Source organism: Synechococcus sp. PROS-U-1 (assembly GCF_014279755.1).
Taxonomy (GTDB): domain Bacteria; phylum Cyanobacteriota; class Cyanobacteriia; order PCC-6307; family Cyanobiaceae; genus Parasynechococcus.
Genome location: NZ_CP047951.1, coordinates 1,659,257 through 1,672,480 on the forward strand (window position 1 = coordinate 1,659,257; position 13,224 = coordinate 1,672,480).

General features: G+C 58.3%; 13 protein-coding genes. 8 read left to right on the plus strand and 5 right to left on the minus strand.

Features of this window, described 5'->3' with window-relative positions:
* Positions 1–25: 25 nt before the first annotated feature.
* Positions 26–610 (minus strand): glutathione S-transferase family protein, encoded by a 585-nt coding sequence (locus tag SynPROSU1_RS09225; protein WP_186570245.1) that lies wholly within the window; start codon positions 608–610, stop codon positions 26–28.
* A 437-nt stretch (positions 611–1,047) separates the two neighbouring features.
* Positions 1,048–2,175 carry a hypothetical protein gene (locus SynPROSU1_RS09230; protein ID WP_186570246.1) on the minus strand — a complete coding sequence of 376 codons (1,128 nt, stop codon included), beginning with the start codon at positions 2,173–2,175 and terminating at the stop codon, positions 1,048–1,050.
* Positions 2,176–2,409: 234 nt separating this feature from the next.
* Here SynPROSU1_RS09230 and SynPROSU1_RS09235 point away from each other — a divergent pair, with 234 nt between their 5' ends.
* The 7 genes from SynPROSU1_RS09235 to SynPROSU1_RS09265 all read left to right on the plus strand — a co-directional run bounded on the left by SynPROSU1_RS09235 (position 2,410) and on the right by SynPROSU1_RS09265 (position 9,712).
* The gene (locus tag SynPROSU1_RS09235; RefSeq protein ID WP_186570247.1) at positions 2,410–3,924 is read left to right on the plus strand and encodes a hypothetical protein; all 1,515 of its coding nucleotides are present in this window, start codon (positions 2,410–2,412) and stop codon (positions 3,922–3,924) included.
* A gap of 82 nt (positions 3,925–4,006) precedes the next feature.
* Entirely contained in the window at positions 4,007–5,125 is a 1,119-nt protein-coding gene (locus tag SynPROSU1_RS09240; RefSeq protein WP_186570248.1) for a phosphotransferase enzyme family protein, read from the plus strand.
* A gap of 1 nt (position 5,126) precedes the next feature.
* Positions 5,127–5,702, plus strand: coding sequence for a DOMON-like domain-containing protein (locus SynPROSU1_RS09245; protein ID WP_186570249.1), 576 nt, complete (start codon positions 5,127–5,129; stop codon positions 5,700–5,702).
* Positions 5,703–5,741: 39 nt separating this feature from the next.
* Positions 5,742–6,731, plus strand: coding sequence for a lytic transglycosylase domain-containing protein (locus SynPROSU1_RS09250; RefSeq protein ID WP_186570250.1), 990 nt, complete (start codon positions 5,742–5,744; stop codon positions 6,729–6,731).
* Positions 6,732–6,774: 43 nt separating this feature from the next.
* Positions 6,775–7,446, plus strand: coding sequence for a hypothetical protein (locus SynPROSU1_RS09255; RefSeq protein ID WP_186570251.1), 672 nt, complete (start codon positions 6,775–6,777; stop codon positions 7,444–7,446).
* A gap of 29 nt (positions 7,447–7,475) precedes the next feature.
* Entirely contained in the window at positions 7,476–8,801 is a 1,326-nt protein-coding gene (locus SynPROSU1_RS09260; protein WP_186570252.1) for an O-acetylhomoserine aminocarboxypropyltransferase/cysteine synthase family protein, read from the plus strand.
* Between the two features lie 17 nt (positions 8,802–8,818).
* Positions 8,819–9,712 carry a homoserine O-succinyltransferase gene (locus tag SynPROSU1_RS09265; RefSeq protein ID WP_186570253.1) on the plus strand — a complete coding sequence of 298 codons (894 nt, stop codon included), beginning with the start codon at positions 8,819–8,821 and terminating at the stop codon, positions 9,710–9,712.
* 6 nt (positions 9,713–9,718) lie between these two features.
* Here the strand turns inward: SynPROSU1_RS09265 and SynPROSU1_RS09270 are convergent, their stop codons facing one another.
* Positions 9,719–10,822 (minus strand): DUF819 family protein, encoded by a 1,104-nt coding sequence (locus SynPROSU1_RS09270; protein WP_186570254.1) that lies wholly within the window; start codon positions 10,820–10,822, stop codon positions 9,719–9,721.
* Positions 10,823–10,831: 9 nt separating this feature from the next.
* Positions 10,832–11,149, minus strand: a complete 318-nt coding sequence (locus SynPROSU1_RS09275) for a hypothetical protein (RefSeq protein ID WP_186570255.1) — start codon at positions 11,147–11,149, stop codon at positions 10,832–10,834.
* Between the two features lie 59 nt (positions 11,150–11,208).
* On the opposite strand from SynPROSU1_RS09275, the gene SynPROSU1_RS09280 reads away from it, so the two are divergent.
* Positions 11,209–11,793: an alpha-ketoglutarate-dependent dioxygenase AlkB gene (locus SynPROSU1_RS09280; protein WP_186570256.1), complete on the plus strand. Its 585-nt coding sequence runs from the start codon at positions 11,209–11,211 to the stop codon at positions 11,791–11,793.
* On the opposite strand, the gene SynPROSU1_RS09285 is transcribed toward SynPROSU1_RS09280, so the two are convergent.
* On the minus strand, positions 11,784–12,686 hold the full coding sequence (locus SynPROSU1_RS09285; RefSeq protein WP_186570257.1) for an AEC family transporter: 903 nt from the start codon (positions 12,684–12,686) through the stop codon (positions 11,784–11,786). The genes SynPROSU1_RS09280 and SynPROSU1_RS09285 overlap by 10 nt on opposite strands.
* Positions 12,687–13,224 lie beyond the last annotated feature (538 nt).

The window sequence follows — 13,224 nt, forward strand, 5'->3', positions numbered from 1 at the left end:
ATATCCCGCATTACACCGCCTTTGCTCAGCCCATGCCCATCACCTTTCGGTAAGCCGGACGCTGTTGGGTAGATGCGATGAGCTCCTGGATCGCTGGATAGGGTGAAAGGTCCTCCTGCGGAAAAAAGATCGGCAGATAAGCGAGATAAGCAGTGACCGCACAATCAGCAGCTCCCCAGTGATCTCCCACCAGCGGACGGCCTGTCGTGAGCTGCCGGTTGAGTTCCTCCATCAAGCGAGGGAATTCCCGTTCGCGGTTGCTGGGAACAAACAAGGAAATCGCCAGGGTGGCATTAGCGAAAAGGAGCCATTGGTTAACAAGGGAGCGTTGAGCCGCGGTTTGAATTTCGCCGGCATGGCACTCCGCCAAGTGCAGCAAAATGGCACCAGATTCGAATAATTTCAGCGGCTGTCCATCCGCACCGGTGAGGCTGTCGTCCACCAAGGATGGAAGCTTGCCGAAGGGATTGATGGCCAGATAGTCAGGCTCACGATGCTGGTTGCCGCGCAGATCCAACTCCACTAGGTCGTAGGGGATTCCCTTCTCCTCCAGATACCAGCGAGGCATCGAGGCTCGGGTGCGCGGTCCGCCGTAGAGGGTGAGGGTCATGGGCTGGGGGCATCAGCAAAGAACAATCGCATCCGCTTGCGATCCCAATCAGAGCGACCAATCTGCCTGTCAGCTACCGCCAAGATGAAGTTCTGAGCCACCCTTTGAAATCGGGCTAGCGCAGCTCAGAAAATACTGATGGGGCAGAGAGGTGAGCAGCTGCCCAAGCCCCTGTAAAACAGCACTGTCCTTTTATACGGATGAATCCACATTCCCGGTCGCTCGACAGAAGCTTTGTCCAGCATCTCCCTAACAATTAAAATCAAGAAAGCAAACTGGCACTGCAAAAGCGATGGGACGAACCCCGTCTCACAGCACATTGATTACGACATAGTAAGACTCAGACAAAAACCCTAATGATGGCAAAGAAGGCCGATCCACAATCAGCCCCTGAGAATAAGGATTTTAATTAATCTGGACAAAACCCTCTCAACGATTCACACGATGAACTGATTGTCAATCACAGAAAGTGCTTCAGAACAAGGCCCAAAATTAAACTCAATATTCTTCATCAGCACAAGCTGGCTTCCATCAAGCGAAACAGACAGTCCGTCCTTGTGTTCCGTCAAGGCAAGCTTACCTCCAGCATGCTTGATATGAATGACATCAAGCCCTTGCTCAAAGAAATTGATTACATCCTTCCCTTCTCCCTCACTGACAACGAAGTGGTCTTTACCTTCATGCCCATAGAGAACATCCCCACCAGGCCCACCGTCCAGGACATCATTACCGGGACCTCCACCGAGGGTGTCCCGACCCTTTGAACCGACAATGGTGTCATCACCTGCTGCACCGTAAAGATTAGAATTTGGCACATCAGCAACCAAGTAATCGTCCCCTTTGGTTTCAAATTTGGCCGGCACCATCGTGGCAAAGGATGAATCATCCTCAATCCTTGGGGATTCACAATTGACTTGACTTGGGAAAGGAACTCGCGTCTCAAGCGAAGACGATTTTCCACTTTCCAACCCCCAAAGGCTCGACAGCGCTCGCAGATCATTAATAGTAAATTCTTTATACACGAACCGAGGATCACGAGCAGTGTTGTAAGACATAATCGTATTTGCAGTGCTGAATTCTGGGCTGTAGGGATTCTCTTTTGGATGCTTCAATCCCAACACATGGCCTAATTCGTGAGTAATTGTTGCCATCTGATCTGACAAGTTCTTTTGTTTTTTAACCAAAACCGTTGCAAGACCTGCCGAATCTCCCCCTCCCCTGGGATTCCAAATGCTTTCACCCGTGGTATCTCTACTCCATGGCTTACTCACATGCTTGGCCGCCAAAAAACGTAGATGCGCATCTGAAGATTTTCTTACCTCTTTGAAATCAACATCCAGGGATGCGTCAAGATGGCGGATTAACGTTTTGATCCAATTCTTTGTTTTATTATTTTGAACAGCACCTTTCACCTTATAAGTAAAAGTATTTCCATACTCTGTTTCCAGTATTCCATGAAAAGGCTTGCGCCGAATGTAGTAGCGAATAACGCCTGAATGCTGGACCAGTTGTTCAAGGTGTCGCCGCCGTTTCGAAGCGATAAGCCATTGGTTGCGAAACACCATGACGCAAGAAGTTAATACTGTTCAGGCTAAACGCAAAGCACGCATACAGCCAACACATCCTCATCACTGAAAAACATTGAAAATGACCAAGCATTTCGTCCCTCAATTCATGAATAATCCTTTGATTTATATGAATTGATGCTTTAGGGGGGCCACAACGCATCCGACAGCCATCGCTGCGCTAACTGCTCCTCACATCAAGGGACTGCAGTAGCGCTGTTTAGGCTTGCCGCCATGCGCAATTCCTTCTTCGACCAGAGCCTGGACGCCGGAGCAATACGGCAGCGCGTGCAGGAGCTGTCGACCGGCAAGGTTGGTTTTTACAGCGTTGGGCTCTATCCGGCCTCCCTGGCCTACAACTGCGCCATGCAGAACGCGGAAGGGCGTCTGCTGCTGGCCCCCCGCCCTGGGCGCGATCTCCTAGGAGCCTTCCCCCAAGAGACGATTGCAACGATGGATGACGAGCACGTGGAGACCGTGCTTGAGATGGGTGGCCATCGCAGTGGCGGTGAACTGGTGGCCAACACCCTGAGCGATCTCATCGAGCGCTGCGAGCTCGTTGTGCTCAGCGCCAACAGCAATCACATCGAAGAAGACCTCCACGAAGCCCTTCGTCTCAAGCAAGAGCTCAATCGGGAACAAGTGGTGCTGGCCTGCTTGGCGGGATCCTTCAACCATGACCCGATCAGCAACAGCGCCTATGTGCTCTGTGAACAACAACCGGAGCTCGCCTTCTTCTCCGGCTTCCACCGCCATGGCGCCCTGCGCAACCCCTTCGACAGCTTTACGGCCAACTTCTGCCATCCCAATGCCCTGACAGCGATGTTGGGAGCCCAGCTGATGGATCAACTGTCCCCCAACATCCAGGTCTCCGCCGGTGTTCACAACGTTGAGGGGCAGTTCATCAAAGCCGCCAAAAACATGGCGTCGGTGTTCGCCGGATTCGGCTACGGCTTCCATCAGGACAACCCTGGCGTGTTGCCAACGCTGCTGACCCTGCTGCTGAACCAGTGTCTGGATCAAGCGGCCACCGTGTCCATGGCACGGCCCGACCGGCAACGGCTGTACCACCGTCAGCCCTTTCCCCTTACAGAACTGGGCTACGCCGTACCAAGGATTGAATCCACTCTGGTGCGCGACGGCGACTTCGAGCGGGTCAGGGACCACACCTTCAGCCAGCTCACCGCCATGGTGGCCGATGTGCGCGGCAGCATGATGCTGCCGGTCTCTGGCAGCCCAACCCGCAATTTCCAGGCCGGGCTAGTGATGGCCAAGGAGATGCGCACTCAGGGCCGCTGCCCCCATTCCATGGAGGAGTTGGAACAGTGGTGTGAAGCCGCAGGCTTACGCAAAGGAGGACTGGAAGGCCTGAAATCGCTGCGGTACTGGCCTCAAATCGCCCGCAAATTCGCGATCCCAGCCCATGACGCTTCGATGGTGAATCTGCTTTACATGGCGATTTATGGACGGGCTGGCGTTAAAGACACCGCTTACAGGGTGATGACGGAGAGTCGGGAACTCTCGAGCTACTGCCAGGAATCGGTGCGACCAAGCCACAGCCGTCGCTATGCCGAGGCACTGCAAAACCTGGATGTGCCCAAAGCCCTCGACCTCGTGGTGAACGCCGTGATTGCAGACAATGCCAATCAGGCCATGGGCAGAAAGATGGCCCTCGACGAGAACGGTGAGACCGGAACGCCGGCCTACCTGGAATTGATGGATGTGATCGAAAGCCAGCTCGAGGCCTAAGTCGGCTGCTGTTCTGCACACCTGAACGGGGCAGACCGTCGGAAGAACGGCAAGGTGCGGCCTGAGACCCATGCGACCGTTCATGACTGAGGCCCTGGAAGCCATCGCCGATCGCTTCCATCCTCGCGAAGGGATCAAAACCATCCGCTCCCTTGGCTCCGGCAACGTCAACGAAACCTTCCTTGTGACTCACGAAGGACAGGACGGTGCCTTTGTCATGCAACGCCTGAACACAAGCGTGTTCGATCGTCCCGACCTGGTGATGCAGAACCTGCAGGCCCTGGGTGAGCACATGGAACGCCGCCTCGCGTCTCCACCGCCACAACTGAAGGGACGCCGCTGGGAAGTGCCCAGAGTGGTTCCCTGTCGGAGAGAAGCCTCTCCCTGGATCGAACAGAACGGAGAGTTCTGGCGCTCCATCACTTACATCGGTGCAGCCACCACCAGTGATGTAATCCGGGACAGTGTCCACGCCCAGGAAGTGGGGTACGGGCTTGGGATGTTCCACCACCTGATCAGTGACCTGCCCACCGATCAACTGGCGGACACCCTGGAAAATTTCCACGTCACGCCGGCCTACCTCCAACGCTTCGATGCGATCGCCACGGCCACGCACCGCATGGGCCCTGCCGAACGCGACGCCTGCGCGTTTGTGGAGCAACGTCGGCAGGGCGTGGATGTTCTGGAAGCAGCTCTCTCCCGCGGCGAACTCCATCACCGTCCCATCCACGGGGACCCGAAGATCAACAACGTGATGATTGACGAGGCCAGCGACCAGGCCATCGGGCTGATTGATCTGGACACGGTCAAACCAGGCCTCGTTCACTACGACATCGGCGACTGCTTGCGCTCTTGCTGCAATCCAGCTGGCGAAGAAACTCTTTTACTGGACGATGTGCGCTTCGACATGAAGCTCTGTGAGGCGATTCTCACGGGCTATCTGTCGGTGGCCGGTGGGTTCCTCAGTGACTGGGACCTGCACTATCTGCCCCACTGCATCCGTCTGATCCCGCTGGAACTGGGGCTGCGGTTCCTGACGGATCATCTGGAGGGCGACGTCTATTTCCGCTGCGATCGGCCTGGGCACAATCTGCAGCGAGCCCTCGTGCAATTCCGGCTCACCGAAGCGGTGGAAAACCAGTTCAACGCTTTAGAACACCTGATCAAGCGCCTTCATCTCGAGCACGGCGCCAGCCACTGAGATGGCACGTTCTGCTGTGATGCTGCGTCAGGCATGCCGCCTGATCCCCTTTGAACAATCCATTCCTGCGGGGATCCGGATCAGCGCTGAGCTCGTCTGGAAGAGTGAAGGATGGCTGGAACTCAGCTACGGGGTCCTGGGCAGAGCGACCACGGGCATCTCCGGACTCCAGCTACCCACTGGTTTGAACGATGGGCTTCAACAGGGACGGCGCAGGGATGATCTCTGGACCACCACATGCTTCGAGGCGTTTCTCGCCGCCCCTGGGGGGCAACGTTATTGGGAAGTGAACCTGGCTCCCAATGGGGATTGGGCCGTCTATCGCTTTGATCGTTACCGCAGCGGCCAGAACCAGCAAGAGCTCAGTGCGCCTCCAACGGTGCGGCTGCAACGCGGGGCGCATCAGCTCCGGCTCGACGCCCGGATTCCTCTGGACCCCTGGTGGACGCCTGGCGTCTGCCCAGACCTGGCACTAACGGCGGTGATCGACCGCGGTCAGGAGGGGCTGAGCCATTGGGCCCTCAGCCACGGCCGCAAACCGGACTTCCACGACCGCAGCACCTTTCTATCGGTCTGAACCACACCGGTAGGGTCAGCAGAGCGCCCCTGCTTCACCATGCGCAGCCGCAACGTGCTGATTGTCTCGGCTCTCACGGCAACCCTGCTGGGGGGGCTGTTGCTTAAACCGAAACAACCACGGGCCGAAGCCGAAGCATTAGTGGCCCCGACGGTGGTGACCGCTCCAGTGGTGCTAGCGCCGGTGCCACTTCCTGCCCAAGCGACCCAAACCAAAACACGAGACGGCAGGCACTACCCCCTTGTGCCAACCGACACAACCGAACTGGCAGCGCTGCTGGCAGCAGTTGAACAGGCATTACGGGATCCAGCCACACCGGGCGATGCACTACCCGATCTCGGGCATCAACAACAGGTGATCTACCGGGTCTTGTCCACGGACCAGCCCAGAGCCCAGCACGTCATCAACACACTGCCTGCCCGATGGCGCAGCGTGGCAGAACGGCACCTCGCAGCACGGCGCGAATTCGTGCGGATGAGCCGTGGCCGTGGACCGTCCATGCTCCCCGCCTGGCAGATCATTCAGCCCGAACCCGCGGACAAGCTGCTCAGCTATTACCGCAAGGCGGAAGCCGCGACAGGGGTCGAGTGGGAGGTGCTAGCTGCCGTGAACCTCGTGGAGACGGGCATGGGGCGCATCGATGGCGTTTCGGTGGCCAATGCCCAGGGACCCATGCAGTTCCTGCCCACCACCTGGGCGGAACCGGGGATTGGCGCCGGGAACATCCGCAACCCCCACGACGCCATCCAGGCTGCGGCGCGATATCTGGTGCGTCGGGGCGGACTTCAAGACATTCGCCGCGGCCTCTGGGGTTACAACAACAGCGATTACTACGGCCGCGCAGTGCTTCTGTATGCCTCGCTGATGAGGGAGGATCCCGCCGCCTACACCGGTTTGTATCACTGGGAAATCCACTTCAATGCTGCAGCCGGTGATCTTTGGTTGCCGGTGGGCTACAACCAGCCGCAGCGCATTGGTGTTCAGGAGTATCTGCAGACCAACCCTGCCAGCAGATCACCGAACCGGTGAGCATCGACACCTACGCTGAGACCTGGCGTGATCCAGGAAGCGGGTGTCCAAGGAAACCTCCCATCGCGGTGATGAACTGAAAGGTCTCGGATGGTCCGAGATTGATGTGGCTCGCTACATCGAGCTCTGGGAATACCGCCAGCGCTGGGGAGCCATGAATTTGGAACGGGAGGATCGTCTGTTCCTGCGAAAGGCCGAGAAAGCTCTCCCAGCGATTGTGTCGGGAAGGGCTGCGGCCAAGAAACCCATCAAAGACAAGACCTACTACCGATGGCTGCGCTTCCATCTCGATTCGATGACCGAGGCCGAAGCTGCGATGGGCCTGGCCGAGGGCGAACGCGGTGCATGGCCTGTGCTGCTGGAGGCTGAACTCCGCCTTCTCGACCATTACGAGCCTGTGCTGGGCTTGCCCGACACGCTGAAGGCCAAAGCCCTAAACCCCGTGCGTGAAAAGCTGACTGCCCAGGTGGCCGCCCTCGGCAACACCAAGGCCTACGACTTCCAGGCGCCCCTCATCGCACTGAAGGCGGAAGACAGCAGCAACCGCTGGAAGCACCTCCGCGAGGTGGACGCCAGCGATCGCACCTACCCTCTGCTCAGCGCAGATGGCGTGGCTGGTTTCCGCAGCGAAGCTCACCGGGACATTCAGGATGTGATCCGAAGCACATTCCCGTCCCTCGCGGAAACCGACAAACCCGAGCTCGCTGACGACTAGAACAGGGGCAGTGCCCCAAGCCGACGACGATGTCTCACCGCTTCGAGACCCTGCAGCTGCACGCCGGCCAATCGCCCGACAGTGCGACCAACGCGCGTGCGGTTCCCATCTATCAGACCAGCTCCTACGTCTTCAATGACGCCGAACACGGAGCGAACCTCTTCGGTCTCAAGGAATTCGGGAACATCTACACCCGACTGATGAATCCGACCACCGACGTGTTTGAAAAACGCGTCGCCGCCCTCGAGGGCGGGGTGGCAGCTCTGGCCACCGCCTCAGGGCAGTCGGCTCAGTTCCTCGCGATCACCAACTGCATGCAGGCGGGAGACAACTTCGTCTCAACGTCTTATCTCTACGGCGGCACCTACAACCAATTCAAGGTGCAGTTCCCGCGCTTGGGAATCAACGTGCGCTTTGCAGAGGGCGATGACGTTGCGAGCTTTGCGGCACAAATTGACGACAACACCAAAGCTCTCTACGTCGAAGCGATGGGCAATCCCCGCTTCAACATCCCCGATTTCGAAGGTCTCTCAGCGTTGGCCAAAGAGAAAGGCATCCCCCTGATCGTCGACAACACCCTGGGCGCGTGTGGGGCTCTGCTACGACCGATTGAGCATGGCGCGGATGTGGTGGTGGAGAGTGCAACCAAGTGGATCGGAGGGCACGGCACCAGCCTCGGGGGCGTGATCGTGGATGCCGGCACCTTCAATTGGGGCAACGGCAAGTTCCCGCTGATGAGCCAGCCCAGTGCGGCATATCACGGCTTGGTGCACTGGGACGCGTTTGGCTTCGGCAGTGACGTCTGCAAGATGCTGGGCCTGCCGGATGACCGAAACATTGCCTTCGCGCTGCGGGCCAGGGTGGAGGGTCTGCGGGATTGGGGACCAGCCGTCAGTCCGTTCAACAGCTTCCTGCTGTTGCAAGGTCTGGAGACCCTGAGCCTGCGCGTGGAGCGCCACACCGAAAACGCCATGGCCCTGGCCACCTGGCTGGATGCGCATCCCGCCATCACCCATGTGAGCTACCCCGGCCTGGCGAGCGATCCCTACAACGCCGCTGCCAAAAAGTACCTGACAGGGCGGGGCATGGGATGCATGCTGATGTTCTCCCTCAACGGCGGCTATGACGATGCCGTGCGCTTCATCGACAGCCTCAAGCTGGCCAGCCACCTCGCCAATGTGGGCGATGCGAAAACGCTCGTCATTCACCCCGCGTCAACGACCCACCAACAACTCAGCGAGGCTGAACAGGCCTCCGCTGGCGTGACACCCACGATGGTTCGGGTCTCCGTCGGACTCGAACACATCGACGACATCAAGGCCGACTTCGAGCAGGCCCTCGCAGTTCTCAGCTGAATGCCAACCCAGCCCCCATGGCGCTGATCCTTCCTCGCAGCTACCACAAGATCGCGGAGGTTGAACGCAACCGGATCTCCTGGATTGAGCCTAAACAGGCCGAACGCCAGGACATCCGGCCCCTGCGTGTCGGCATTCTCAACATCATGCCGCTGGGCAAGCAGTATGAGTTCAACCTTCTGCATCCGCTAGGTCTTTCGGTGCTGCAGATCGAACCGATTTGGATTCGACTCAACTCCCATGCCTACAAGAGTTGGGATCAGAACCATCTCAACCAGCTTTATGTGAGTTGGGATGAAGCCATGTCCCAGGGCCCCCTTGATGGCCTGATCATCACCGGTGCCCCCGTGGAGCACCTGCCGTTTGAAGAGGTGAGCTACTGGTCGGAATTGGTTGATTTGATCAACGAGGCGCGAGACACTTGCGCCAGCACCCTCGGCCTGTGCTGGGCCGGTTTCGCGCTCGCCTATCTGGCTGGCGTCGACAAGGTCGCGTTCCCGCAGAAACTGTTTGGGATCTACCCGATGCGTAGCCTTGTGCCGGGACATCCATTGATGGGGACCCAGGACGATGATTTCGTCTGTCCCCAAAGCCGTCATGCAGGGCTGCCGGACGACGCCATGGAAGCCGCCGAAAGGGATGGACGTCTCCGTTTACTCGCCCATGGCGAGCAAGTGGGCTACACCATTTTCGAGACCCCGGATCAACGGCAGCTGATGCACCTGGGCCACCCCGAATACAACGTCGGGCGAATTGTCGGAGAAATGGAACGCGACCGGGCCCGGGGTGATGTTCCCCCACCCGAGAATTTTGATGCGTCCCAGCCGCAGACCCTCTGGCGATCTCACCGGAACCTTTTGTTCCAACAGTGGCTCTGGTTCTGCTACCAGCGGGTCAGCCTGAAGGCCTAATCCCCTTCAAACAAAACCAAGGAGAAACACAGAGAACAGACCGAGATAAGTCCCGATCAAATAGCCCAGCAATCCGACCGCAACCCCAGGCATGGCTAGAGCAGGGCGATTGAGGGATGTCGCCAGAGCCAAAGCAGTACTGGGGCCACCAATGGCTGCCTGAGAGGCCACCAGCGATTCAACAAGAGGCCAGCGTTGCCACTGGTGCAGCAGCAACAACAGCACCCCCTGAACAGCAACGATCCAAATGGCATACAGGAAAACAGGCCAACCCGAGCCGAGCAAACCGCTAACTGGAGAGCTCAGACCAATCACCGTGAAGAAGGGTTGGATCAACAGCAACCCAAGCCCATAGCAACCCGAACGAGAGGAACTCCCGGGAAGCTGGGCAACGATCAACGCCGTCGTGGTGAGCACCAGGATGGATGGGCAGCTACTCCAGCCCCTCTGAATCAGAGCGGTTATCAGCTCCGCTGCGCTGAGAACGACACCACCCCAGAGCATTGACCACAGAATCCGTGGAGCCTCCGATCGCGATGGCGCATCGAGATCGCCGCGCTGCAATAAGACCGCAGCGGATTTCACCGGTCGAGCCCAACGACGACCAATCAGGATGCTGAGGCCGAACCAAGCAGCGAACACCACATGATCCGCTGCAGTGGCCATGAGGAGCAGCGGCTCCGGCGGCTGCAGCGTCCGGGCGACGGACACAAAGTTGAGGCTCCCTCCGGTGAATGTGGCGGTGTAGATGCCTGCAAGGAGAGTGCTGTTGTCCTGGAGCCAGGGCTTGAGCAGGACAGCCCCGAGCAGAACAGCGAGCAGCGTCGACAGCAGAGCCACGACAAAGGGGCCGAAAAGCCGCTGGGCCTCCGGCCAGATCCGTCGCAGATCAACGGCGAGCAGGAGCTGGGTGATGGCCAGTGACGTCAGCGGGCCACTCACCCAAGCTGATGCAGCAGCCTCCGGCTGCCAACCGGTGACATTCGTCACCAGAAATCCAATGACCAGGACCACCATGGTGGTTCCGAGCTGGCGGCCGATCCCTGTTGAACGGCTGATCCACCATCCCGCCAGGGTCAGTGCCAGAACTCCAACCAGCGAGACCACCATCGCCAGCCCTTAAGCGGTTGGTTTCGGCGTTGCTTCCAGCGTTACTGAGGACTCATGAGATGCAGGATCCGGACGCTCTGCCGACTTGCGGTTGAGTTCCCGCTCCAGCGAGGCAATGCGTCTTTCGCGGAGGCAGTGACGGCATCCCCCCAAGGTTTGCAGGTGCTTTTCCGGTGTGATTGTGATCAATTGAACCGGATGTTCCTTGCAGCGAATTTGAACAGGGCTCTTGTAGCTACGCCACCGCATCAAGCTGTAATCGAATTGATCACCGAAACGCTGTACAGCGCGTTTGAGGAATTCGTCTTCGGTGATTCTGGCTCCCATGCAACCGAATGTATGGGACAGTCTCGGAGACGAACCGACCTCGTCATCCGACGTCACGAATGACCATCGATCCAGCCGATCATGAACCGGACTGGACCCTCCATGAAGGGTGGCTTAAGGGTGACGAGGCAAGACGCTGGCAAACGCGTCTTGAACAACAACTCCTGTGGCAGCAGCCGGTCGTGCAGGTGTACGGAAAGCGTCACCCGGTGCCGCGGATGACGGTGTTTCTGGCCACCAAAGGCATTCGCTACCGGTATAGCGGTGCCGTTCACGCGGGCTGTGGTTGGCCTGAATGGTTCCAACCATTGCTGGTTCAGATCAATGCAGCCTGTAAAACCCAGTTCAACGGCTGCCTGCTCAATCTGTATCGCCGTGGGGAGGACCGCATGGGCTGGCACGCTGATGACGAACCGGAGATTGACCAACGGGCTCCGATTGCCTCCCTTTCACTCGGGGCCACACGGGATTTTCAGCTTCGCCACCGCAGCACGCCCCAACGACGAATGTCGCTGCCGTTAGCTGATGGCGACCTGTTGGTCATGCACCCGGGTTGTCAGAGCCGATGGATGCACAGTGTTCCGCAACGGCGAAAAGTTCAGACCCAGCGCATCAACCTCACCTTTCGCCGTTTTCAAAACTGAGATCGCAGCAGCACACCCCAGACAGGTGCAGTGAACAACGCCAACAGCGTGCTCCAGAACACCAGACCTGCAGCCCGTTCCTGATCAGCCCCAACCGACTCTGTGATCAACAAAAGGGAAATCGCCGTCGGCGCTGCCCCTTGCAAGGCAACCGCCTGAACCATCAGCGGCTCGAACCGAAGCAGTGATGCAAGCAGCAGCAGAAAGAACGGATACAGAAGGAGTTTGGCCACCAATGGCCTCAGCAGCGGCAACGGACGTGCCGCCGAAGTGATTCCCTTGCTGTGGATGCTGCCGAGGCGCATGCCCAACACCATCAGGGCCAGCACAATCACCACCCGGGAAGGCCACCACAGCGCGTCGGTCACCAGCGCAGCCCATGGGGTCGCCTGAACCAGCAGTGCGCCGATCAGACCGCGGGTTGCTGGGCTCGCCGCAATGCTGCTCAGCAGACCGCGCAGCCGTTGCGAACCGGTGACCTGCGCACCGATCAGCAGCGGACCAAGGCTCCAGGTCAGGAGTGTCGCCCCCAGGTCGTAGCCAATGCTGATGGGGAGGGCTTCATCGGGAAGAAAAGCCAGGGCCAGAGGGACACCGAAATAGGCCGTGTTTCCTGTGCAGCTGCCCAAACGCAGCGTGGGAGAGACCAACTCAGCAAATCCGGGCAAACGCGACGCCCCCACTAGAACGAGGGCCATAGCCAGCCATGCAAACCCCGCTGCCCGCAGCATGTCGCCGCTGAGGCCACCTTTGAGCAGCAGGCCCATCACACTGATCGGGACCCCGAACCGCACCAACGGTGTTGCCAAGCGGGTGGAAAGGGTTTCATGGCGTCCTCCAGCCCAGAACCCGATCAACAGAGAAGGCAGAAGCTCCAGCAAAAACCGAAGCATCGGCACATTCACCACATTTCTAGACCCTAGAAAGCTGAGGCCGCTTCCGCATCAGCCCCAAAACGTTCCATCGTTTGAGCAACAACTTGAACGACCAGCAGACAGCAGGAGCAGACCGAGCTGATTCATCCAACAACACGCTTAATCTGATCTTCGACATGTCGCGTGAATTCGGCTGATGCACCAAGCTTCACGCCATCGCATCGTGCGCAGTGACGGAACAGAGGACAACCTGACGCGGCAGCATTTCGACAGCTATGACGCTGCATACGATGAACTTGAGCGGTACTACGTCGATTTCTGCTGTTCGGACGATGATCGTGTCGAGTACACGATCGTTTGCGAGGGCTCAGACAGTCTTGACAGCACGGGGATAAGACGACCCGGGAATGATCCTGACCTTGAAAGCACTGCACAGGGCTCAACATCACCCAGTCAAGGTTCATTACAAGAGAACAGTCTGAAGAGTCAGTCCACAGAGACGCATCCCTAGATCCCAAGCAATCAGACCACTAAGTCATGGAAAATTCGGGTCGAC

What these genes read in the sequence shown, in the direction of transcription:
- SynPROSU1_RS09225 (WP_186570245.1), bottom strand. Translation starts at nt 610, where the DNA reads ATGACCCTCACCCTCTACGGCGGACCGCGCACCCGAGCCTCGATGCCT.
- SynPROSU1_RS09230 (WP_186570246.1), bottom strand. Translation starts at nt 2,175, where the DNA reads ATGGTGTTTCGCAACCAATGGCTTATCGCTTCGAAACGGCGGCGACAC.
- SynPROSU1_RS09235 (WP_186570247.1), top strand. Translation starts at nt 2,410, where the DNA reads ATGCGCAATTCCTTCTTCGACCAGAGCCTGGACGCCGGAGCAATACGG.
- SynPROSU1_RS09240 (WP_186570248.1), top strand. Translation starts at nt 4,007, where the DNA reads ATGACTGAGGCCCTGGAAGCCATCGCCGATCGCTTCCATCCTCGCGAA.
- SynPROSU1_RS09245 (WP_186570249.1), top strand. Translation starts at nt 5,127, where the DNA reads ATGGCACGTTCTGCTGTGATGCTGCGTCAGGCATGCCGCCTGATCCCC.
- SynPROSU1_RS09250 (WP_186570250.1), top strand. Translation starts at nt 5,742, where the DNA reads ATGCGCAGCCGCAACGTGCTGATTGTCTCGGCTCTCACGGCAACCCTG.
- SynPROSU1_RS09260 (WP_186570252.1), top strand. Translation starts at nt 7,476, where the DNA reads ATGTCTCACCGCTTCGAGACCCTGCAGCTGCACGCCGGCCAATCGCCC.
- SynPROSU1_RS09265 (WP_186570253.1), top strand. Translation starts at nt 8,819, where the DNA reads ATGGCGCTGATCCTTCCTCGCAGCTACCACAAGATCGCGGAGGTTGAA.
- SynPROSU1_RS09270 (WP_186570254.1), bottom strand. Translation starts at nt 10,822, where the DNA reads ATGGTGGTCTCGCTGGTTGGAGTTCTGGCACTGACCCTGGCGGGATGG.
- SynPROSU1_RS09275 (WP_186570255.1), bottom strand. Translation starts at nt 11,149, where the DNA reads ATGGGAGCCAGAATCACCGAAGACGAATTCCTCAAACGCGCTGTACAG.
- SynPROSU1_RS09280 (WP_186570256.1), top strand. Translation starts at nt 11,209, where the DNA reads ATGACCATCGATCCAGCCGATCATGAACCGGACTGGACCCTCCATGAA.
- SynPROSU1_RS09285 (WP_186570257.1), bottom strand. Translation starts at nt 12,686, where the DNA reads ATGCTTCGGTTTTTGCTGGAGCTTCTGCCTTCTCTGTTGATCGGGTTC.